Source organism: Brevundimonas sp. (assembly GCF_032055285.1).
Lineage (GTDB): Bacteria > Pseudomonadota > Alphaproteobacteria > Caulobacterales > Caulobacteraceae > Brevundimonas.
In genome coordinates this window covers 142,275-159,837 of sequence record NZ_DAMBRE010000004.1, presented here as the reverse complement: position 1 = coordinate 159,837, position 17,563 = coordinate 142,275, and the positions used below count along the sequence as shown (strand labels likewise).

Below are 17,563 nucleotides of genomic sequence, written 5' to 3'. Positions count from 1 at the left end.
TCGCGAAGGCGGCCTTTTTCGTTTCAGCGATGCGGCTGGATCAGCCGGCGTTGCAGATCGCCAGGGCCTGCTCGTCCAGAGCTTCGCCCTTGTAGCTGAAGGCCGTGACCGGGCCGAGCTTGGCGACCACGCGGCGGCAGGCGCGGGCGGCGGGCTGGCTGGTTCCGCCCGAGGCGGTGCAGGAGGCGCCTTCGCAGCGCCAGGCGGCGCCGTCGACGATGACGCGGCCGGCCGGGGCCTTGGCGGCGTCCGCCAGGGTCAGGCTGGTGGCCGGGGCGTTGGCGAAGGCAGGGGTGGCCGCGAACAGAAGGGCGGCGGCGAGAAGAGCACGCATGGAACAGGTCTCCGGTGTGGGCAGGGCGCACGCCCCTTGTGACGCCATAGTCCGTTTTTTTAAAAAACTGTCAATGCAGTTTTGATATAACGGATCGACGTTTAGTGACCCACGTTTACTTACCGACGATCATGTTTCAAGTGCGGCGTGTCCTCAGCCTTTTTCATGGCGGCGACGGCCTCTTCGACCGTGTCGACGCTGATGTAGGCGTCCAGGAAGCTGGCGGGCGTCATGCCTTCGCGCACGCTGTGGCGGATCAGGGCGAAGTAGTTTTCCCAGAAGCCGTTCAGGTTCAGGAAGATGACCGGCTTGGCGTGCAGGTCCAGACGTTTCCACGACAGCAGTTCGATGGCTTCTTCCAGGGTGCCGATGCCGCCCGGAGCCACGACGAAGACGTCGGATTGATCGTACATCAGCTGCTTGCGCTCGTGCATGGAGGTGACGACCACGGTCTCGACGTCGTCGAACAGGCGTTCGCGGCTGCGCAGGAAGGCGGGCATGATGCCGACCACGCGACCACCCGCCTCGTGCGCTGCACGGGCCGAGGCGCCCATCAGGCCCACGCCGCCGCCGCCATAGACCAGACGCCAGCCGGCCTCGGCCGTCGCCTTGCCGAAGGCGCTGGCGGCCTGGACGTACTGCGGATCAGCCCCGTCGGACGAACCGCAGAACAGGCAGACCGAACGGCCGTCGAAGGGGGCGATGGTGGCGGGCGGCAAAGACATGGGGCCTCGATACAGGAAGGGAGACAGGGCGGCGTCGGCCGCGCTATCTGAGGGAAACAGGCATATCGCTACGCGGGTCAGGATGAAACGTCGGATTGTCGCCGCTGGGATCGGCGTTGCATTGGCTGTGGCGGGCTGCGGCGCGCCCGTGGAGCGCCCGCAAAGCGAGGAAACCCTTCTGGATGGCGGCTGGACAGCGGCGCCCCGCGTTCTGGCGGTGGAAGCGCAAGGACAGGGCGTCGTCATCCGCGGCGATGCGCCGCCGGGCGCGCGCGTGGTGTTGCGCGGCGATCAGGACGTCGCTTTTGCTGCTGGCGCGGATCAGGCGGGTCGATTCGAACTGAGGGTGAACGGGCTGATCTCGCCGATCCTGATGACCCCTGAGGTTCAGATCGGCCAGACGTCGGCTCCTGGACCTGAGCGCCTGCTTCTTGTCAGCGACGGAGAGTTGTTGGCCGCCTTGCTGGTCGAGGGCGGGCCGAGTCGAAGGTTATCCGCCGGACCGGTGCTGGGCGCCGTCGATGGCGACGGACGCGGCTTGGTGGCGAGCGGCCACGGCCGGCCGGGCGCGCGAATCAAGGTGGCTGCCGACGGACATGCCGCGATGGAGGTCGAGGTTGATCGGGGCGGTCGTTGGAGTGCAGTGCTGCCCAATGTAGGCGACGGGGCGGTGCGCATCGCGGTCGATAGCGCATCTTTCGTCTATCCTGGCCCAGCGGCCGTCAGTGGTCTGGGTTTGATCGAACGGGCCGGCGAGGGGTGGCGCGTCAATCGGAGTCTGTCCGCTTCGGCCAGGCAGACCAGTTGGTTTCCTGATTGACCGTCTCGATTTGATACAGTTAACCACCCATTAACCAAACCGGTTGATCAACAGGGGGTCTTCATACTCCGAGGACACCCACCATCACCGAACGACTTTCAGCCCGACGTGTTTTTGCGTCGGGCTTTTTTCTCGCCTGAAGACGGGCGGGCAAGCAGAAGCCCTTGCTTCGGCTCACCCGCCATCATTTCCAGACTCAGTCCTTGTCGTAGGAGAACTGAATCCCGGCCGTGCCGCCGGTTTCGATAAACAGGTTCATGAAGGCGGGCACGGTTTCCGAGCGGTTCCAGTCGCGCTGCAGTTCGCAGAACAGTTGCGGCACGGAGATCATCTTGCCGCCGGCCTGTTCGATGCGGCGCAGGGCCATCTCGTGGGCCGTGGTCGAGGTGCCGCCGACGGCGTCGGCCACGACATAGGCTTCTTAGCCTTCGCGCAGGGCGTCCAGCGCCGGGAAGGTCAAGCAGGCCTCGGTCCACAGGGCCGTCATGATCAGTTTCTTGCGACCGGTGGCCTCGACCGCCTTGCGGAATTCGACGTCTTCCCAGGAGTTGATCGTGGTCCGGTCATAGGTGGGATAGTCGGCCAGGACCTTGCGCAGCTGGCCGATCGGCGGCTTGTTCAGGCCGGTCTTCACATTGACCGTCGAGTGGACGATCGGCAGGCCATAGGCCACGGCGGCCTTGGCCGTGCCGACGATATTGTTGACCAGCAGCTGGCGGTCCATCGAGGCGATCGAGTTCACCTGAACCGGCTGGTAGTCGATGATGACGAAGGCGGAATTCTGAGGCGTCAGAAGGTCGTCGGCGACGGGATCGCGGATCGGTTCGCTGGTCATGTCGGGGGCTCCATGGTGGGGTGTGCTGAAGGCGCTGCACGCGCTTGAGGGACCGGTCCCGCCAGAAGCGGCGAGGCCGGCGGGAGGGGGTCAGCTGCGCTGCGAGTCCAGCATTTCGTGGTCGGTGGCGACCTGCTGGGCCTTGCCGTAGCTTTCGATCAGCAGCTGATAGGGCGGGAAGATCTGGGTGTAGACCTCGGCCCATTGCTGGGCGTCGTCGCGGTGCCAGGTCTTCTGCAGTTCAGAAGCGACGGCGGCCATGTCCATCGGCACGACGCCGGCCTGGACCACGCGGGCCAGGGTGATTTCCTGGGCCATCTTGGAATAGGTACCCGAGGCGTCGACCACTACGAAGACCTTGTAGCCCTCATAGGCGGCGCTGATGGCGGGGAAGGCCATGCAGACGCTGGTGATGGTGCCGGCGATGATCAGGGTCTTGCGGCCCGTCGCCTTCACGGCGGCGACGAAGTCGGGGTTGTCCCAGGCGTTGATCTCGCCCTTGCGTGCCACATACTGGGCGTGAGGAGCGTTGGCGTGGATTTCCGGGATCAGCGACCGTTCGGGCCCTGCGGCACCGAGGCGGTGGTGATGACCGGCAGCTTGGCCAGGGTGGCTATCGAGGCCAGGGCGGCGGCGTGGCGGCGCAGGGTGGTCATCGGCATGTCGGCCACGGTCTGGAACAGGCCGCTCTGGTGGTCGATCAGCAGCATGGCGGCGTCGTTCGGATCGATGACCGGACGTTGGCCGTTGAAGTTGGCGGGCAGGGTGGAAGCGGAAATGAGTGTCTTCCTTTCAGGCGGGGGCCGCGCTCGGACAAGTGTCCGTTCGGGGTGGGGGTTGCGGCCCGGTCCGAAGACCGGGCGTGAGAGGGATCAGGTGGCCGGGATGTCGCCGAAGCGGCCGCTGTTGAAGTCCGTGATGGCGGCGCGGATCTCGTCCTCGCTGTTCATCACGAACGGGCCGTAGCCGACGATGGGCTCGTCGATGGGCTCGCCGGTCAGGAGCAGGATGGTCGAATCCGCATCGGCGCTCAGGGTGACGCTGGCGCCCTGACGATCCAGCAGCAGGGCCTCGGCGGACCCGGCGGGCTGATCGCCGTTGACGGTGACGTAGCCCGACAGCACGACCACGATGGCGGTGTGGCCTTCCGGCAGATCCAGCGTCGTCTCGGCGTCCCGGTTCAGCCGCACGTCCCACACGTTGATGGGGGTGAAGGTGTTGGCCGGGCCTTTCGAGCCGTCCATCGCGCCGGCGATGATCCGGGCCATGCCTGCATTGTCAGGCAGGGCGACGGTCGGAATGTCGGCGTTGAGGATCGACTGATAGCCAGGACGGGTCATCTTGTCCCTGGCCGGCAGGTTGACCCACAGCTGCACCATGCGGAAGGGGCCGCCGGTCCGCGCAAAGGCGGGCGAGTGGAACTCTTCGTGCAGGATGCCGCCGCCCGCCGTCATCCACTGGACGTCGCCGGGGCCGATGACGCCGCCCTGGCCGGTCGAGTCGCGGTGCTCGACCTCGCCGTCATAGACGATGGTTACGGTCTCGAAGCCGCGGTGCGGGTGCTGGCCGACGCCGCGACGTTTGTCGGTCGGCTCGAAGTTATGAGGACCGGCGTAGTCGAGCCGCAGGAAGGGGCTGACCTGCTTGCCGACGCTGTCATAGGAAAACAGCGAGCGAACCGGGAAGCCGTCGCCGACCCAGTGGCCGCGATCATTGCCGTAACGTCCGAGAACCTTCTTCATGGCGTGTCTCCTGTGGCGACCGGGCCTCGCCGATCGCGTTGGAGGCTTTATGACTGTGGAACGCTGACTGCAGAAGAATGCGAAATCGCCTCGCTGCGTTCTATGAATAGGACGATTGCCCTAGGCCAAACGCCGATGGTGTTGAATGACGGTGGCCGCAGGGGAGGCTTGGCCTGTTCCAAGACGTTTGAGGGCGCTGCACCCTCGACAGCCATCGCTGCAGGTCTGCATCCCCCGACGTGTGGCGGGATCAGGCGCGAGGCGCACGCGCCCGTACGCAATGCTGATCCTTGCAGGACCGTGCGGGGGCGACCGTAGTGCTAAAATAGTGGAAGTGGTTGGGTTGAAGCCCTGGCCGGCGAGGTGACTGGCGATGCTTTGGGCTTAATGCCCCCGAGTGGCTCCGCGGGTAGGATTCGAACCTACGACCAGCCGATTAACAGTCGGCTGCTCTACCACTGAGCTACCGCGGAACGTCCCCTCGGGGGAGGCCGCTGTATAGCAACGCCTTTTTGATTCATGCAACGGGCAAAGTGCAGAAAAACGCGGAAATATTTCAGGTGGGGTGCGCTAGAAGCCGAGACATGAATTTGATCCCCGTGTCCGATATCGAAGATCTTCGTGTTTCCGCCTTTCGCGATGTGAAGGAGCGGGACCTGACGGGGCGTCAGGGTCTGTTCGTGGCGGAAGGGGAGGTGGTGCTGCGTGTGCTGGCTTCGCCAGCGTCGCGTTGCGCTCCGGTCGCCGTCTTGATCGCCGAGAAGCGGCTGGAGGCCTTGGGCGAGATTCTGGAGCGTCTGCCGGACGACGTGCCGATCCATACGGCGCCGCAGGACGTGCTGGACGGTGTGGCAGGCTTTCACCTGCACCGGGGGATTCTGGCGCTGGGACGCAAGCCGGAGGCGCTGGACCTGGAGGGGTTTCTGGACAGTCTGCCAGACCGCGCCGTGGTGGTCGGGGCCTGCGGCGTGGGCAACCATGACAACATGGGCGGCCTGTTTCGCAATGCGGCGGCGTTCGGGGCCGCCGGCCTGCTGCTGGACACCAACTGCTGCGATCCCTTCTACCGCAAGGCGATCAGGGTTTCAGTCGGGGCAGTGCTGCGAACGCCCTTTGTCGAAGGCCCGAAGGCGTCAGACATGGTGGCGGCGCTGCAGGCGCGCGGTTTCGAGGTGCTGGCCCTGACCCCGTCTGCGGCTGAGGCGCTGTCGGAGCTGAAACCCGCACCGCGCACGGCGATTCTGTTGGGCTCGGAAGGGCCGGGGCTTCCGGCAGACGTCATTGGGCGTTGTCGGCCGCTGGGCATTCGGATGTCCGGCGGCTTTGATTCCCTGAACGTGGCGGCGACCAGCGCGGTGGCGCTGCACCATCTGACGACGTCCGAAGGGGCATGAGCTCCTCGGCGCGGAGCGGAAGGCGCGCGAAGGCGTTGGCTTTCCAAGGGCGGAGGAGAGCAGCGTGAACCCAGTGACGGCGTTGATTCTGATCGGCGCGCTGGCCTTTGTGGTGGCTGGCGCCGGCTTCGCCTTGGTGCAGCCTCGGCGATTTACCGACCGGGATGCAGATGGCGAGCCGGACGCGACGCTGTCGGAAATCGAAAAGACGCGTGAAGACGATGGATGGTCGAGCGGTTCGGATCGCTAGGCCCAGAAACAAGAAAGCCGCCCCGAAGGGCGGCTGACTGTTTGTCGCGATGGAGGCCTGACCGGGAATCGAACCCGGGTGCAAGGATTTGCAGGCCGTGACTTGTCGCGGAATTTCAAAGCGAGGGCCGCAAACCGGGTCGAGTTATCCCCACGCACACACAGGATTGAAGAGGCGGCTGCAAACTGTTTGTTCTCTTTTCGTTCATGGCGCCGTAGGAGTCCGCCCCGGGTCGGCAACCTCGGAGAATGACATGGACACGCAACCCAGCGGCCCAGACGAAGCGTTTGCCCGCGACCTGGTCGAACTGGACCGGGAGCTTGAAGCCCGAACTGAACCCCAGATGCCTGAGAAGACCGTCAGCCTTCTAGCGGGCCTGATCGCGGGCATGACCCATGTCGGGCGGCCGGCGCGATGACCGCCGCTAACGACGCCTATCTGGCGGACCTGATGTTGCGACTGGTCGGCCTCGACCTGACCAGCGCCGACGGCAGGGCCGGCGCGGGGGCCATCCTGCGCGAGATCGAGACCCTGGCGCCGGGATCGATCGCCAGGATGCAGGCCGGGCTGGAGCGACGGCGCGGCGTCCAACTGCAATGACCCCTAAGACTGTCGGCGCTCTGATTGAGGGCGGCGTCCGCGTCACCCGATCATGCCAATGGTGCAAAGACTTCGGAGAGGTGGACCTTCAGCGCATCGCGCGTGAGAAGGGCGCGGACTACCCCATGCTCGACCACCTGCCGCTCTGCACCAACGGCGACTGCAAGGGGATGATCCGCTTTCAGGCTCACCGGGGCATGCGGGCCGAATGGCTGATGACCCCGGAAGGCCAGGCGAAGTTTCAGAACCACAGCGACTGGCTGTTCCAGACCAAGACCATCGAAATACGGAGAGCTGCCCTGAAACAGCGCAGGTCGACGCCGACTCAGATAGACGGTCGAGCATGACCCCCGAAGAACTGAACGACACCCTGGACGCCATGGCGAAGGCCGCTGGCGCTGACGCCGACAAGCTTCCCGGCCTGATCACAGTAGAGAGCAACCACTGGGTGCAGGTTCTGTCCGCCGTCGGCCCGACTTGCGCGCGGCTGGACGACGGACTGCGCCACCGCAACATCGTGATCCACGTTGGGGCGGCGCAGGAGACGAAGGTGCTGACCCGCGCTGAGGCGGGCGAGCGCGGCGCGCCGTATCGCGATCTGACGCCCAGGATCTAAAATCGAGACGCCCCCGCCGGCTTAGGGACGACGGGGGCGCTTAGTCCCCTCCCAGGGACTACACAGACAGCAAAGCGGCCAGCCCTGCCTGTCTGCAAGGGTTCAACAACGCGGCGCCGGTTCGGTTCCAAATGCAAGAAAGCCCGCCCCGGCGAACCGGAGCGGGCCTGAATGCTGAGCGCCAAGGGCGTCAGTTGGCCGCCGGAACCTCGGGCACTGCGTTCTGAGCGGCTTCTCCGACGTTCTCTGCTGCCGCGCCGACGCTTTCCGCTGCGCCAGCAATCGCGTTGGACTCTACTTGTTCGCTACGGCTCATATTCATCAGGAAGTAGGCCACGACGCCCACCAGAAGCAGTCCGACGACGAGAGCGACGATGCCGCCCATGCCGCCGCTGCGACGTTCTTGGACAACAGGTCCATCCGTCGTCGTGGTGCGCTCGACGGTACCATCCGCTCGTTCAACTGTGCGTTCAGTAGGCATGCGATTTTTCCTCCTTGAAGCAGTTCAAGCGACGCACCGCGAGGTGAGTTCCTTATGGCTAAGCTGCGGCTCACGGGTGGTCTCGGCTCCCGGCATGGCAAAGGGGTTAAGCTTACCGACGAGATGAGCGTCTTCGAGCACACGGTCAGGACGGCAGTGGCAGGAAATGGGGGAAGCCCGCCACCCCGTAAAGGATGGCGGGCCGAGCGGAGCCACGGGGCTCAACGCAAGATCAGCTCTGGGCTAGCGCAAGACCGGACACTGATCACCAGCCGATGTAACGGCGATGGTTCGGAATAGTTGCCTAGCCCGGCCGAGGTCGGGTTTCCGGCGGCGGACAGTTCAGCCCTTTCATCCCCATCTGGTCGAAGAACCGGCACAGCCGCCCGACCTGAGCCCATCCAGCCTCGCCCCATGCCTCGACGGCGTTGTCGTGCAACTCGCCCGCGATGCGGCTGGTCAGCACGTCGTCCGACGGGACCGGCTTAGGCTGGACCTTCAAGTCCTCGACAGGCGGGAGGGATGCGCCCAGCGTCCCGCAACTGGCGACAGCGGCGCCGCAGCTCACGATCATCAGGCAGGCTGTCAGGAAGCGCTTCAGCGGCATGGTCTCTCTCCATTTTCCGGTTGGTGATGGTGGTGGTGTCGCTAAGGCGCTCGCCAGCGGCCGTTTGCCGCGCGCTGGAGGCCTTCGCCTCGGTCTTGGCTTGCTCGGCAGCGTGGCGATCGCGAACACTCTCAGCGCCTTTGTGGGAGCAGTAGGCGCCGAAGATCAGGAAGGCGGCGAGGACGGCCAGCGCTAGCCAGGCCGTCGGGGTGAGGGCGCGCCCGATCCTGAGGGCGAAGGCGATCATCGCGCCCACTCCCCGGTCTTCTTGTGCAGCCAGGTCAGGAACTGGCCGACCGTCTTCCCTTTCAGGATCGCCGGATTGGCCTTGGTCGCCTCGGGACCAGCGATCAGATCTGCGCGAACATTCACGTCGGCGCCGATGACCTTGGCGGCCATGCCGGCTCCGAAGAAGTGCGCGGCATAGAGCGAGGCTCGATTGATCGGGATGCCCTTGGCCTTCAGGACGGCAGCGTTCTTGGCGGTGAAAGTCTTGGCGCGGGCCAGTTGCTCTTCGGGCGAGGGCTTCAGGCCGCCGAAGGCCGGACGCAGGGTCGGCCCCCAGGTCCCGCCCTCACCAATCCACGTCGAGCGGATGAACTGGTACAGGCCCGAGGCGCTGGACGATTCCGCCTGGACATAGGGCCTGTCGCCACTCTCGATGCGCGACAGCATAGGCCAGTAGTCGGCAGGGATATCGCTGGCCGGGACGGTCGGGACCACGACGCCTGCGAGGGCTGCCAGTTCGCGAACCTTGGCCTCGGTGTCTCGCCCGGCCCAGCCGTCTTCGGTCAGGCCAAAGGTGCGCTGGAACAGGCGCACGAAGTCGTCGTCGCTCATGATGCTCATGGCGAGGTCTCCAGTTCAGATTGTGGGAATGGTGGGCGTGCGCGTTACTGTGAGGACCGTGGTCTATTCTCCCGGTCAGGCGCTTTTGCCCGTAGGAGAAATGCCGTGACCGATCTGTCTGACATCCGCCGCCGAATGCATGACCTGACCATGGCCTATGGCCGCCGTGAGCGCGATGATCCTGAGAAATGGGCCGCGCTTTTCGAGAAGCTGTCCATCGAAGCGCGGCAGGCCGGCCTTGCTGAGGATGATACGGTCGGCTTCGAGGCCTTCGAACGGAAGCACATTATCGTCCAGCCATCCGCCAGCCATTTCCGAGCGTGGGAGCAGCCTTACAAAGGCTAATGCGCACGCAGTTCACCTGTGGCAGCCTCAGGCCATGAAGAGACCGGGGCTGTTCTTCTTCGCGCTGATCGTGGGCCTGAACCTTGGTCACAGCCCGCACGGCTGGATCTACGACCGCGGCTATGACGTCTGCATGGCCACGGCGGGTGACGACGACTGGAAGTGCGAGAACTTCATGCCGAACCCGATAGAGCCTGGGCCGCGCCAGCCCGCGCCGGGGAACGCAGAATGATCTGGCCTGCGTGGGTGGACATCGTTCTAGGCGGCTGCGGTCTGATCTGGTGCCTGGACACCTGGGGAAAGCTGCGAACCCGCGCTCCGTGGCACCCGGACCTTGTGCCATCGACCATCGGACTGGCGATCTTCAGCGCCGCCCTTCTGATCGTTGGCGGGGTGCGCTGGATTCAGAGCCCAGGCAGTTAGCTTCAGCGAGACGCGGTCCAAGCTCAGCGTCATGGAAACCCTCGCCGCGTGCGCGACGAGGGCCTATCCACTGGCATGGATTTGAGCTGACGGGACCTTGGCAAAACGCCAGCTCGCAGAAGCTGTCAGTTAGGAATGAGGGTTCCTGAAGCCATCAATAGGGCAAAGACGGGACTTTGTTATCCTGTTTCCGACTTGGCCTTGGCGATCTCGACTTCGGCCGATTGCTTGCCGGTCTTGGCGACCTCCCAAGCCTTGCCGAGGTACAGCGTGGAAACGCCGGTAGTGTAGACCACGCCGATGAAAACGCCCGCTTGGACGGGGTCGTCGATCTTCAAAGCCAGGATCAACATGGAGACGCCCGCACATGCCGCCGTCCAGATGATCGCGAAGGGCCTGGCCAGATCGCCGATGAAGGACTTCACGCGCTCAAGCCGGGTAGCTGGAGGCTGGATCGGGGTGTCGGTCATGTCGGTGATCCAGTCTTGAGGCCGAGGCCAGCCAGCGCGGCCATGCCCAGAGCGACCAGCCAAGGCGCGGTCTGGCGCATCCAGTCGACCAAGCCCTTGGCGCCTCGCTGCTGGTCGCGAGTGCCCTCAAGGTCGTCGATCCGCTTCAGGGCGGCCGCCAGTCGGTCGTTCAACCCTTCGATCTGGCGCTCGTACTCCCGCGCCTCCAGTTTGATCACACGCTCTCGCACGTCATCGACCTTGGCGTTCATCCGCTCGACCTGACGGCCTAGGGCTGACACGGCGTCGGTCAGCCCGCGCATGGCGTGGATTTCCGCCATGCTGACGGCTTCCGGCTTGGTGACCGGAGTCATGATCTCGTCGCCTGCGGACATGCGGGCTCCTACGCGAGGGATTGTGATGGTGTCCCGGCGCGAACCGGGTTCGTCAGGTCAGGCCCCGAAGGCCTTGCCCGGTCGGCGGGTGCGAACGGCCAGCCAAAACATGCCCGCCTCCAGGGCGGACACGCCGGACGCACGCAGCGCGCCCATGAACAGCCAGTCGATCACCCACTTCGGATGCTCGGCCGCATCCAGGAGACGGTCATGCAGCAGGGCGGCGGCGCGGTAGCGCTCAACGAAGCGGCCCCACTTGGCCGGCATCCACCAGCGGCGCGAAAGACCATCGCTGCGATATCCCGCCTCGATGATGCAAAGTGGGTATCCGTTCAGGGTGACGGGGCAGGGCTCGACCACCTCCTGCCACTTCCGATCGATGACGCGGACGTGGACGGGTCCGAACTGGATCACGATGGCCAGCCCGCCGTTCGGTCGATGATGACGGGATAGGCGGCTCGTTGCTGCGACTTCAACGCCCCGCCATGGAACAGTAGCTCGGCCCCCTTGGCGGTCATGGCCGACAACACCGCCAGGACCTGCAGGGCCGTGGTCTGGATGTTCCAGTTATCCTCGGCCCGCATCGGCAGGATCGTGTTCGGCGCGCCCGAAACCACAGCCGTCAGGGCCGCGCCTTGCAGGGCCTGCCAGTTGCGCTGATCCTCGGCCCGCATCTGCAACAGACGCACGCCCGCCGCGATCTCGGCGCCGGTGTCATCCAGGGCCAGGGTCTCGCCGAAGTCATAGGCGAAGTCCTCGGCCGTGCGCCGGTCGCGTTCGGCGTCGATCAGGGCGCACAGTTCCTCGACCATCGCCACTGGCGCCGGAACCTCGGTCCTGACGATGCCGAACGCTGCCCTTTCATCGTCGCCCCAGATCGTCAGGGCGGCGCGCGGGTGACCGGATCGGTCTGCTCAACCCATCCGTTCGCCATGATGATCTTGGCGTCGGTCACGTAATTGCCGGTTGGCAGGGTCCCGGTCTGATCTGGAGACAGAGACAGGAGCCAGCCGGGATTGCCGCCCGGGGTCACCTCATCGACTGCAGTCACCGAGAAGGCCATCAACGGCGCAGCCGATTCCGGGGGGAACTCGCCATTGATGGTCAGCTTGAGGTCAGCCCGACATGTGGCGCCGGCGATGTCGCCATCTGTGGCTTCAAGCGCGAGCGAGAAGGATTCGCCGCGCGTGAACGTGGTCTGAAAGGACATGTCTTCTACTTTCTCTTCAGGGCGCGCCGCGGCGTCAGGTCAAACGCCCACCCGGCCATCAGGCCGTCACGGCCGACCGGACGCTGGCGCACAGGTCCAGGATGGCCGCGCGGGCGGCATCATTGGTCTTGGCGTCCACGTCCGGGAAAATGGCCATCAGCGCCATGTCCCCGTAGAAGGGATTGACCGTCCCGCCGCCGACCAGCACGGACCGGTCGCCTTCAGCGATTGGGCCGACCGCCATGGCCGGTCCGGTGTCCGCATGGACCCCGTTCTTCCAGTAATCCGTGTGCGACACGCCGCTGGCGCCGGCCTTGACCGACACCACGATGGACAGCCAGGCCCCGGTCCGCAGGGCGGCGGCCCAGCCAGCGACGGTGACGCCGGCCTGCTGCACGATCAGGTCGCCATTGGTCTTGTTCAGCACGTGATACCAGCTCTCGCTGGCGCACTCGAGAACCGCGCCGCCCGAGGCCCACAGTTCCGGCGGCCAGGTGCCCGTGCCTTCGGTCCCCGACGGGGGCATGCGCACCACATAGGCCGCCGTATAGCTGCCCGAGGTCGGCATGACCGCCTGACCGCCCGGCACGGCCAGGCCGCCCGGCGCCGAACCAGCCCCCTCCATGCCGAAACGCAGGGCGTGGGCCGATCCGCTGGTCACCAGTCGCGGTGCGCCGCTGAAGGCCGGGCGATAGCCCCGCCCCGCAGCCCGGCACAGGGTCTCGGTCACATCGCCTGATGCCTGCTGCACGCGAGCGGGCGAAGGCTGGATCCACAGTGACGGCCGAAGATCCATCGCCGCCTGCTCGACGGGCGACGGCGCCGGCAGGACCGGCCCGTCCTGCTGCGTGAATTGGGATTTGCCTTTCAAAACGATCATGTCGGTTCCTTAGGGTTTGCCGATTTCGAGGATGAAGGCCGGGCACCAATTGCGGGCCGGAACCGCGTCATAGAGCGAGGCCAGAGACGTGCTGTCGCGGACCAGGCCGCGCGCCCCGGTGACGGGGCCATCCGACGTGCCGCTGGTGCGCTGGATGGCGTAGCCCAGGCGGGCGGACGCCCCGGTCGGAGCCGAGGCCAGGGTGATCTTGAGGCTACGGTCGGTGTCCACCGCAACCGCAGCAATGGCCGGCGCCGCGCCAGATCGATCGTCAAATACGAAACCCGCCGAGGCGGTCAGGCCCGTCGTGTCCACTTGGTCGCCGGAGGTATCGATCACCATGGGATAGGTCGGAGCGTCGAAGTGGACGATGATCTCCGTCGCGCTGGCCCAATAGGCGTTTTCCGGGCGGATGGCCCGGGCGCCGGTGCCGAACCATTCGGCCAGCTCAGCGCGGGCCAGATCCTGACCCATCCGGTTGTAGCCCCGGCAGTCCATGTGGATCGCATCGCTGTAGGGGTGCTGGTAGTGCGGCCCCACCAGACGAATGCCGTCACGGCCGTCGGCGCGCACAGCGCCCTCCTGAACCGGCCGCATCCAGACATCGGCGGCTGGCGTGTAGGCGGCTTGGCAGACCAGCATGACGGCCGGCTCGGATTGGCCGGTGCGGATTTGCACGTCGGCGGCGAACTGCCGGGCCAACTGCTGCATCTGGCGCTCGACAGTCGTGGCCGTGGTCATGGCCGTGTCGGCGTCGCCCTCGGACCCCAGCCAAGCCCCCGCCGTCACGATGGGGATCAGACCTTGTGCTCGGCACAGGCGCACCGCCTGGTCCAGGGCTTCCAGCATGGCGGTCCAGGCCGGCTGTCCGCGCTTGAGGCCCGCATAGGCCTGCGCCCCCTGCGCCGCCACAATGGTCAGGGTGGTGATGCGCCGGCCGGTCGCGGCTTCGACTTCGCGGGTCACGTCCTGAACAAGCCGGACGGAAAGCCCTGGGACGCCAAGGGAAACGGAATCAGGTCGGCATTTCGCGAAGCCTGCGCTCTGGCGAATATCACCGGCCTGACCTTTCATGACCAGCGCGGGACCTACGTCACGCGGCGCCGATCCCTGGGCTGGACGGCCGAAGAAACGGCCCTGACGACGGGCCATAAGGTGGCCGGCGAGCAGGGCGCTCAGTCGTCATATGTGGACCGCCAGACGGTCGCGATAGCCAACGCTGAACGCCTGTGGGCGCGCTATTTCGGACCGGATGGGGAACAGGCGCTGCAAACTGACCTGCAAACCAGAAACAAGAAAGCCGCCCCGAAGGGCGGCTAACTGTTTGTAATCGCGATGGAGGCCTGACCGGGAATCGAACCCGGGTGCAAGGATTTGCAGTCCTCTGCGTCACCACTCCGCCATCAGGCCGTTTGGTCACCCAAATCGGTGACCCGAACCATCGCGAGGGGCGTCAGCTATCAGATCGGATTGTCGGCTGCAACGCGCGGACCTATAAGCGCCGCAGATTTATTTGCTTACGCCGACCTGAAGGACCTCGGAACCATGGATTTCGCCGCTGCACGCAAGGTCATGCTGGACTCGCAAGTCCGGGTGAACGACGTCACGGACCGCGACCTGCAGGCTGCTTTCGGCGCTGTCGAACGCGAGCGATTCTGCGCCGCCGACCGCGCCTTCTCGGCCTATGCCGACATTGAGCCCGAAATCGCGGGCGAGCGTCGTCTGATGCTGCCGCGCGATCTGGGCAAGCTGATGCAGGCCCTGGACGCCCGCGCCGGTGAAAAGGCTCTGGTTCTGGCCGGTCCCTACGCCGCCGCTGTCCTGGCGCGCATGGGTTTGACGGTCACGGCGCAGGAAACGGAAGCCGCCGTGTTCGAGGTGACGGGCGCGGCCCTGGCCGAAGAAGGCGTCGCCACTGTGGTCGCGCCGCTGGGCCAGCCGCAAGGCGAGGGCTATGACCTGATCGTCAGCGAGGCCGCCGTGCCGGTGCGCCCCGAATCGTGGATCGCGGCCCTGCGCCCCGGCGGCCGTCTGGCCGTGGTCGAGCGCGCCGGTCCGATCGGCAAGGCCGTCCTCTATGTCCGCGGTCGTGAAGGCGTGTCGCGTCGCGAACTTTTCGACTGCGCCCCGCCCGTTCTGACGGAGCTGATTCCCGCTCCGGCCTTCGCGCTTTAAGCGTGAGGGCGGCGCGACGGAGACGCGCGCCGGCTGCGTGAAAAAAACTTAACTGGCGCAGGGCGGGCAGAGCCTCCAACTACGCCATTCAGGCATTACGGGGCGCGCCGTCGGGGGCGTCAGGCAGGAATAGGTTCATGTTGAAACGCTCGCGCGCGCTGGCTTCGGTCGCTCTGATCACCCTCGCCATGGGAGCCGGCGCGGCTCCGGCCGGGGCCGAGACCCTGCAAGAAGCGATCGGCCTGGCCTATCGCACCAATCCCACGCTGCTGGCTCAGCGCGCCAATCAACGGGCGCTGGACGAGACAATCGTGCAGGCGCGTTCGGGGTTGAGGCCGACCATCAGCGCCTCGGCTGGCGTCGATTACAGCCGCGTGGACGCCGACGCCCTGGGCGTGGTGGAAGGCGACAGCGCCAGCGCCAGCGTCAGCCTGTCTCAAAATATCTGGACCGCCGGCCGCACCGCGCGCGGCATTGACGCCGCGGAGGCCAATGTCCGCGCGGGCCGTGAGAATCTGCGCGAAGTCGAGCAGCAGGTGATGACCTCGGTCATCCAGGCCTATGCCGACGTGGTGCGGGACATGGAGATCCTGCGCATTCGCCAGGAGAACATCGCCGTCCTGCGTCGTCAGCTGGACGAATCCAACGCCCGATTCGAGGTCGGCGAGATCACCCGCACCGACGTGGCTCAATCGGAAGCCCGTCTGGCCCAGTCGGACGCCGATCTGGCCAACGCCCAGGCCCAGCTGTCGGTCTCGCGCGCGGCCTATGCCGCCGTCGTCGGCCAGGCGCCGACCAATATGGAAACCCTGCCGGTCTTGCCGGGTCTACCGACCGATTTCGACGGCGCATTGGATGTAGCGCTGGTTGAGAACCCCGGTGTTCGCGCCGCGACCTACGCTCTGCAAGCTGCAGAGGCCAATGTGGCGGCCGCCCGCGCCGAGTATCGGCCGTCGGCGCGTCTGCAGGCCTCCTACGGCGGCACAGCCAACGACCTGTCGGCTTTCGACCTTACCGATCGCACCAGTTTCACCGCCGGCGCTTCTGTTTCGGTGCCCCTGTTCACCGGGGGGCTGAACCGATCGCGTGTGGCCCAGGCGCTGGAACGCGCCAACGCGGCCCAGATCAGCGTAGAGGGCGAGCGTCGCGGCGTGCTGCAGAGCGTCAGCTCGGCCTACGCCCAGACCGTCGCGGCCAAGTCGACCCTGCAGGCGGGTGAGCAAGCCGTCCGCGCCGCCTCGGTCGCCGCCGAGGGCGTGCGTCAGGAGGCTCAGGTCGGTCTGCGCACCACCCTGGACGTTCTGAACCAGGAGCTTGAACTGCGCTCGGCCCAGGTGACCCTGGCCAGCGCCCATCGCAATCAGTACGTGGCCCAGGCTCAACTGTTGGCGGCCATGGGCCGTCTGAGCGGACCGAACCTGGACCCGGCGATCGATGTCTATGACGCCGAGGCCAACTATGATGCGGTGCGCAACCGTGGCGGCCTGCCGTGGGACGGCGCAGTCGAGGCGCTGGATCGTGTCGCATCGCCGAGCATCGCGCCCGCTGACGACGCCGAAGACGCGCCGATCGACACCCAACTGAAGAGCGAAATCGTCCGCACCGCTCCCGGCAATTGACTGCGGGATTAGCCTGACAGGCGAAACGTCCGTTGATTCCGGCGGGCGTTGGTGCGACGACAGGTTAGGGGCAGGACGAGTCAGCTTGTTCGGCCCTGATCGTCGCGCGCCGTCCGGCGCCTGTCGGCGGTCCCTACAGGTTCAGCCCTCAAGGTTCTGCCATGACCGACCAGACCGCCCAAGAACCGACGATGGAAGAGATCCTGGCGTCGATTCGCCGGATCATCTCTGAAGACGATGCGCCGGCCGAAACCGCCGCAGCGTCGCCGGAACCGGTTGCTGAGCTCGAACCTGAACCCGGGCCCGTGTTCGAGGCCGCCGCCGAGGCGCCTGCGCCCGTCGAAGAAGAAGTGTTGGAGCTGACCGAGCGCTATGAGGCGCCTGCCGCCGAGTCGATCGGTGATCTGGACGTCGCCGACGTGGCGCCTTTCCCGGCCCCTGTCGCTGCACCCGAGCCGGTCGTTGCGCCGGGGGACGCCCTGGTCGGCGAAAGCGCCGCAGCCAGCGCCGCCTCGGCCTTCGCCGGCCTGGCCGCCACCTTCCAGAAGCCGGAAGCGCCCGCCGCCGCCGCCCAGGACATGCCCTTCGTCAGCGGCAATACCGTCGAGGCCATGGTTCAATCCATGCTGCGTCCGATGCTGAAGGACTGGCTGGACGCCAACCTGCCGGGCATCGTCGAGGCCCAGGTACGCAAGGAAGTAGAACGCATCGCCCGCAACGCCGGCTAGCCCTTCGCTTCACCAGACATTAAGTCACTGAGGGCGGCTCCGGCGGGGCCGCCCTTTCGCTTTTTCAGAAACCCGCCCCTCATGCA

General features: G+C 66.0%; 30 protein-coding genes and 2 tRNA genes. 13 read left to right on the top strand and 19 right to left on the bottom strand.

The window, feature by feature from the left end:
* Positions 1 to 40: 40 nt before the first annotated feature.
* Positions 41 to 334 (bottom strand): CC_3452 family protein, encoded by a 294-nt coding sequence (locus RTY13_RS11050; protein ID WP_312783436.1) that lies wholly within the window; start codon positions 332 to 334, stop codon positions 41 to 43.
* Between the two features lie 119 nt (positions 335 to 453).
* Positions 454 to 1,059 carry a TIGR00730 family Rossman fold protein gene (locus RTY13_RS11045; protein ID WP_312783435.1) on the bottom strand — a complete coding sequence of 202 codons (606 nt, stop codon included), beginning with the start codon at positions 1,057 to 1,059 and terminating at the stop codon, positions 454 to 456.
* A gap of 82 nt (positions 1,060 to 1,141) precedes the next feature.
* On the opposite strand from RTY13_RS11045, the gene RTY13_RS11040 reads away from it, so the two are divergent.
* Positions 1,142 to 1,879, top strand: a complete 738-nt coding sequence (locus RTY13_RS11040) for a hypothetical protein (RefSeq protein WP_312783433.1) — start codon at positions 1,142 to 1,144, stop codon at positions 1,877 to 1,879.
* A 196-nt stretch (positions 1,880 to 2,075) separates the two neighbouring features.
* Here RTY13_RS11040 and RTY13_RS11035 read toward each other — a convergent pair whose 3' ends face one another.
* The 6 genes from RTY13_RS11035 to RTY13_RS11010 form a co-directional block, all read right to left on the bottom strand.
* Positions 2,076 to 2,288: a hypothetical protein gene (locus RTY13_RS11035; RefSeq protein ID WP_312783431.1), complete on the bottom strand. Its 213-nt coding sequence runs from the start codon at positions 2,286 to 2,288 to the stop codon at positions 2,076 to 2,078.
* A 12-nt stretch (positions 2,289 to 2,300) separates the two neighbouring features.
* Positions 2,301 to 2,714 carry an isochorismatase family protein gene (locus tag RTY13_RS11030; protein WP_312783429.1) on the bottom strand — a complete coding sequence of 138 codons (414 nt, stop codon included), beginning with the start codon at positions 2,712 to 2,714 and terminating at the stop codon, positions 2,301 to 2,303.
* Between the two features lie 90 nt (positions 2,715 to 2,804).
* Positions 2,805 to 3,254 carry an isochorismatase family protein gene (locus tag RTY13_RS11025; protein WP_312783808.1) on the bottom strand — a complete coding sequence of 150 codons (450 nt, stop codon included), beginning with the start codon at positions 3,252 to 3,254 and terminating at the stop codon, positions 2,805 to 2,807.
* Between the two features lie 8 nt (positions 3,255 to 3,262).
* Positions 3,263 to 3,424 carry a hypothetical protein gene (locus RTY13_RS11020; RefSeq protein WP_312783427.1) on the bottom strand — a complete coding sequence of 54 codons (162 nt, stop codon included), beginning with the start codon at positions 3,422 to 3,424 and terminating at the stop codon, positions 3,263 to 3,265.
* Positions 3,425 to 3,586: 162 nt separating this feature from the next.
* Entirely contained in the window at positions 3,587 to 4,456 is an 870-nt protein-coding gene (locus RTY13_RS11015) for a pirin family protein (protein ID WP_312783425.1), read from the bottom strand.
* A gap of 398 nt (positions 4,457 to 4,854) precedes the next feature.
* Positions 4,855 to 4,929: transfer RNA gene (locus tag RTY13_RS11010), tRNA-Asn, on the bottom strand.
* A gap of 111 nt (positions 4,930 to 5,040) precedes the next feature.
* Between RTY13_RS11010 and RTY13_RS11005 the strand changes: the two genes are divergently transcribed.
* The 6 genes from RTY13_RS11005 to RTY13_RS10980 all read left to right on the top strand — a co-directional run bounded on the left by RTY13_RS11005 (position 5,041) and on the right by RTY13_RS10980 (position 7,316).
* Positions 5,041 to 5,850 carry an RNA methyltransferase gene (locus RTY13_RS11005; protein ID WP_312783423.1) on the top strand — a complete coding sequence of 270 codons (810 nt, stop codon included), beginning with the start codon at positions 5,041 to 5,043 and terminating at the stop codon, positions 5,848 to 5,850.
* 64 nt (positions 5,851 to 5,914) lie between these two features.
* Positions 5,915 to 6,100: a hypothetical protein gene (locus RTY13_RS11000; RefSeq protein ID WP_312783421.1), complete on the top strand. Its 186-nt coding sequence runs from the start codon at positions 5,915 to 5,917 to the stop codon at positions 6,098 to 6,100.
* Between the two features lie 253 nt (positions 6,101 to 6,353).
* Positions 6,354 to 6,518, top strand: coding sequence for a hypothetical protein (locus tag RTY13_RS10995; RefSeq protein ID WP_312783418.1), 165 nt, complete (start codon positions 6,354 to 6,356; stop codon positions 6,516 to 6,518).
* Positions 6,515 to 6,700: a hypothetical protein gene (locus tag RTY13_RS10990; RefSeq protein WP_312783416.1), complete on the top strand. Its 186-nt coding sequence runs from the start codon at positions 6,515 to 6,517 to the stop codon at positions 6,698 to 6,700. Before RTY13_RS10995 ends, RTY13_RS10990 begins: the two co-directional genes overlap by 4 nt.
* A gap of 125 nt (positions 6,701 to 6,825) precedes the next feature.
* Entirely contained in the window at positions 6,826 to 7,047 is a 222-nt protein-coding gene (locus RTY13_RS10985) for a hypothetical protein (protein ID WP_312783415.1), read from the top strand.
* A complete protein-coding gene (locus tag RTY13_RS10980; protein ID WP_312783414.1) occupies positions 7,044 to 7,316 on the top strand; it encodes a hypothetical protein in 273 nt (90 codons plus the stop codon). The genes RTY13_RS10985 and RTY13_RS10980 overlap by 4 nt, the downstream gene beginning before the upstream one ends.
* 190 nt (positions 7,317 to 7,506) lie before the next feature.
* Here the strand turns inward: RTY13_RS10980 and RTY13_RS10975 are convergent, their stop codons facing one another.
* From RTY13_RS10975 to RTY13_RS10965, 3 genes are all read right to left on the bottom strand, one after another.
* Positions 7,507 to 7,797, bottom strand: coding sequence for a hypothetical protein (locus tag RTY13_RS10975; RefSeq protein WP_312783412.1), 291 nt, complete (start codon positions 7,795 to 7,797; stop codon positions 7,507 to 7,509).
* Between the two features lie 304 nt (positions 7,798 to 8,101).
* Positions 8,102 to 8,404, bottom strand: coding sequence for a hypothetical protein (locus RTY13_RS10970; protein WP_312783410.1), 303 nt, complete (start codon positions 8,402 to 8,404; stop codon positions 8,102 to 8,104).
* A 243-nt stretch (positions 8,405 to 8,647) separates the two neighbouring features.
* On the bottom strand, positions 8,648 to 9,253 hold the full coding sequence (locus RTY13_RS10965; protein ID WP_312783408.1) for a hypothetical protein: 606 nt from the start codon (positions 9,251 to 9,253) through the stop codon (positions 8,648 to 8,650).
* A 105-nt stretch (positions 9,254 to 9,358) separates the two neighbouring features.
* Between RTY13_RS10965 and RTY13_RS10960 the strand changes: the two genes are divergently transcribed.
* The 3 genes from RTY13_RS10960 to RTY13_RS10950 are packed head-to-tail and all read left to right on the top strand — an operon-like array spanning position 9,359 to position 10,021.
* On the top strand, positions 9,359 to 9,598 hold the full coding sequence (locus tag RTY13_RS10960) for a hypothetical protein (RefSeq protein ID WP_312783407.1): 240 nt from the start codon (positions 9,359 to 9,361) through the stop codon (positions 9,596 to 9,598).
* Between the two features lie 34 nt (positions 9,599 to 9,632).
* Positions 9,633 to 9,830 (top strand): hypothetical protein, encoded by a 198-nt coding sequence (locus RTY13_RS10955; protein WP_312783405.1) that lies wholly within the window; start codon positions 9,633 to 9,635, stop codon positions 9,828 to 9,830.
* Complete coding sequence (locus RTY13_RS10950) at positions 9,827 to 10,021, top strand: hypothetical protein (RefSeq protein WP_312783403.1); 195 nt, start codon at positions 9,827 to 9,829, stop codon at positions 10,019 to 10,021. Before RTY13_RS10955 ends, RTY13_RS10950 begins: the two co-directional genes overlap by 4 nt.
* Before the next feature lie 179 nt (positions 10,022 to 10,200).
* Here RTY13_RS10950 and RTY13_RS10945 read toward each other — a convergent pair whose 3' ends face one another.
* From RTY13_RS10945 to RTY13_RS10910, 8 genes are all read right to left on the bottom strand, one after another.
* Positions 10,201 to 10,491 (bottom strand): hypothetical protein, encoded by a 291-nt coding sequence (locus tag RTY13_RS10945; RefSeq protein ID WP_312783401.1) that lies wholly within the window; start codon positions 10,489 to 10,491, stop codon positions 10,201 to 10,203.
* Entirely contained in the window at positions 10,488 to 10,865 is a 378-nt protein-coding gene (locus RTY13_RS10940) for a hypothetical protein (RefSeq protein WP_312783399.1), read from the bottom strand. Before RTY13_RS10940 ends, RTY13_RS10945 begins: the two co-directional genes overlap by 4 nt.
* A gap of 57 nt (positions 10,866 to 10,922) precedes the next feature.
* Positions 10,923 to 11,279 (bottom strand): DUF1353 domain-containing protein, encoded by a 357-nt coding sequence (locus RTY13_RS10935; protein WP_312783397.1) that lies wholly within the window; start codon positions 11,277 to 11,279, stop codon positions 10,923 to 10,925.
* Complete coding sequence (locus RTY13_RS10930) at positions 11,276 to 11,683, bottom strand: hypothetical protein (protein ID WP_312783396.1); 408 nt, start codon at positions 11,681 to 11,683, stop codon at positions 11,276 to 11,278. Before RTY13_RS10930 ends, RTY13_RS10935 begins: the two co-directional genes overlap by 4 nt.
* 62 nt (positions 11,684 to 11,745) lie before the next feature.
* Entirely contained in the window at positions 11,746 to 12,075 is a 330-nt protein-coding gene (locus RTY13_RS10925; RefSeq protein WP_312783395.1) for a hypothetical protein, read from the bottom strand.
* A 58-nt stretch (positions 12,076 to 12,133) separates the two neighbouring features.
* Entirely contained in the window at positions 12,134 to 12,955 is an 822-nt protein-coding gene (locus RTY13_RS10920) for a hypothetical protein (protein WP_312783394.1), read from the bottom strand.
* Positions 12,956 to 12,964: 9 nt separating this feature from the next.
* Complete coding sequence (locus RTY13_RS10915) at positions 12,965 to 13,921, bottom strand: hypothetical protein (RefSeq protein WP_312783393.1); 957 nt, start codon at positions 13,919 to 13,921, stop codon at positions 12,965 to 12,967.
* 370 nt (positions 13,922 to 14,291) lie between these two features.
* A tRNA-Cys gene (locus tag RTY13_RS10910) sits at positions 14,292 to 14,365 on the bottom strand.
* A gap of 135 nt (positions 14,366 to 14,500) precedes the next feature.
* On the opposite strand from RTY13_RS10910, the gene RTY13_RS10905 reads away from it, so the two are divergent.
* From RTY13_RS10905 to RTY13_RS10895, 3 genes are all read left to right on the top strand, one after another.
* A complete protein-coding gene (locus tag RTY13_RS10905; RefSeq protein WP_312783391.1) occupies positions 14,501 to 15,130 on the top strand; it encodes a protein-L-isoaspartate O-methyltransferase in 630 nt (209 codons plus the stop codon).
* Positions 15,131 to 15,267: 137 nt separating this feature from the next.
* Complete coding sequence (locus RTY13_RS10900) at positions 15,268 to 16,749, top strand: TolC family outer membrane protein (RefSeq protein WP_312783389.1); 1,482 nt, start codon at positions 15,268 to 15,270, stop codon at positions 16,747 to 16,749.
* Positions 16,750 to 16,910: 161 nt separating this feature from the next.
* Positions 16,911 to 17,477: a DUF2497 domain-containing protein gene (locus RTY13_RS10895; RefSeq protein WP_312783388.1), complete on the top strand. Its 567-nt coding sequence runs from the start codon at positions 16,911 to 16,913 to the stop codon at positions 17,475 to 17,477.
* Positions 17,478 to 17,563 lie beyond the last annotated feature (86 nt).

Excerpts from the sequence above, each read along its gene's own strand:
- RTY13_RS11040 (WP_312783433.1), top strand. The coding sequence starts at position 1,142 with ATGAAACGTCGGATTGTCGCCGCTGGGATCGGCGTTGCATTGGCTGTG.
- RTY13_RS10965 (WP_312783408.1), bottom strand. The coding sequence starts at position 9,253 with ATGAGCATCATGAGCGACGACGACTTCGTGCGCCTGTTCCAGCGCACC.
- RTY13_RS10925 (WP_312783395.1), bottom strand. The coding sequence starts at position 12,075 with ATGTCCTTTCAGACCACGTTCACGCGCGGCGAATCCTTCTCGCTCGCG.
- RTY13_RS10945 (WP_312783401.1), bottom strand. The coding sequence starts at position 10,491 with ATGACCGACACCCCGATCCAGCCTCCAGCTACCCGGCTTGAGCGCGTG.
- RTY13_RS11020 (WP_312783427.1), bottom strand. The coding sequence starts at position 3,424 with ATGCTGCTGATCGACCACCAGAGCGGCCTGTTCCAGACCGTGGCCGAC.
- RTY13_RS10895 (WP_312783388.1), top strand. The coding sequence starts at position 16,911 with ATGACCGACCAGACCGCCCAAGAACCGACGATGGAAGAGATCCTGGCG.
- RTY13_RS11050 (WP_312783436.1), bottom strand. The coding sequence starts at position 334 with ATGCGTGCTCTTCTCGCCGCCGCCCTTCTGTTCGCGGCCACCCCTGCC.
- RTY13_RS10900 (WP_312783389.1), top strand. The coding sequence starts at position 15,268 with ATGTTGAAACGCTCGCGCGCGCTGGCTTCGGTCGCTCTGATCACCCTC.
- RTY13_RS10980 (WP_312783414.1), top strand. The coding sequence starts at position 7,044 with ATGACCCCCGAAGAACTGAACGACACCCTGGACGCCATGGCGAAGGCC.
- RTY13_RS11045 (WP_312783435.1), bottom strand. The coding sequence starts at position 1,059 with ATGTCTTTGCCGCCCGCCACCATCGCCCCCTTCGACGGCCGTTCGGTC.
- RTY13_RS11030 (WP_312783429.1), bottom strand. The coding sequence starts at position 2,714 with ATGACCAGCGAACCGATCCGCGATCCCGTCGCCGACGACCTTCTGACG.
- RTY13_RS10990 (WP_312783416.1), top strand. The coding sequence starts at position 6,515 with ATGACCGCCGCTAACGACGCCTATCTGGCGGACCTGATGTTGCGACTG.
- RTY13_RS10905 (WP_312783391.1), top strand. The coding sequence starts at position 14,501 with ATGGATTTCGCCGCTGCACGCAAGGTCATGCTGGACTCGCAAGTCCGG.
- RTY13_RS10955 (WP_312783405.1), top strand. The coding sequence starts at position 9,633 with ATGAAGAGACCGGGGCTGTTCTTCTTCGCGCTGATCGTGGGCCTGAAC.
- RTY13_RS10940 (WP_312783399.1), bottom strand. The coding sequence starts at position 10,865 with ATGTCCGCAGGCGACGAGATCATGACTCCGGTCACCAAGCCGGAAGCC.
- RTY13_RS10950 (WP_312783403.1), top strand. The coding sequence starts at position 9,827 with ATGATCTGGCCTGCGTGGGTGGACATCGTTCTAGGCGGCTGCGGTCTG.
- RTY13_RS10920 (WP_312783394.1), bottom strand. The coding sequence starts at position 12,955 with ATGATCGTTTTGAAAGGCAAATCCCAATTCACGCAGCAGGACGGGCCG.
- RTY13_RS10995 (WP_312783418.1), top strand. The coding sequence starts at position 6,354 with ATGGACACGCAACCCAGCGGCCCAGACGAAGCGTTTGCCCGCGACCTG.
- RTY13_RS10985 (WP_312783415.1), top strand. The coding sequence starts at position 6,826 with ATGCTCGACCACCTGCCGCTCTGCACCAACGGCGACTGCAAGGGGATG.
- RTY13_RS10975 (WP_312783412.1), bottom strand. The coding sequence starts at position 7,797 with ATGCCTACTGAACGCACAGTTGAACGAGCGGATGGTACCGTCGAGCGC.
- RTY13_RS11005 (WP_312783423.1), top strand. The coding sequence starts at position 5,041 with ATGAATTTGATCCCCGTGTCCGATATCGAAGATCTTCGTGTTTCCGCC.
- RTY13_RS10970 (WP_312783410.1), bottom strand. The coding sequence starts at position 8,404 with ATGCCGCTGAAGCGCTTCCTGACAGCCTGCCTGATGATCGTGAGCTGC.
- RTY13_RS11015 (WP_312783425.1), bottom strand. The coding sequence starts at position 4,456 with ATGAAGAAGGTTCTCGGACGTTACGGCAATGATCGCGGCCACTGGGTC.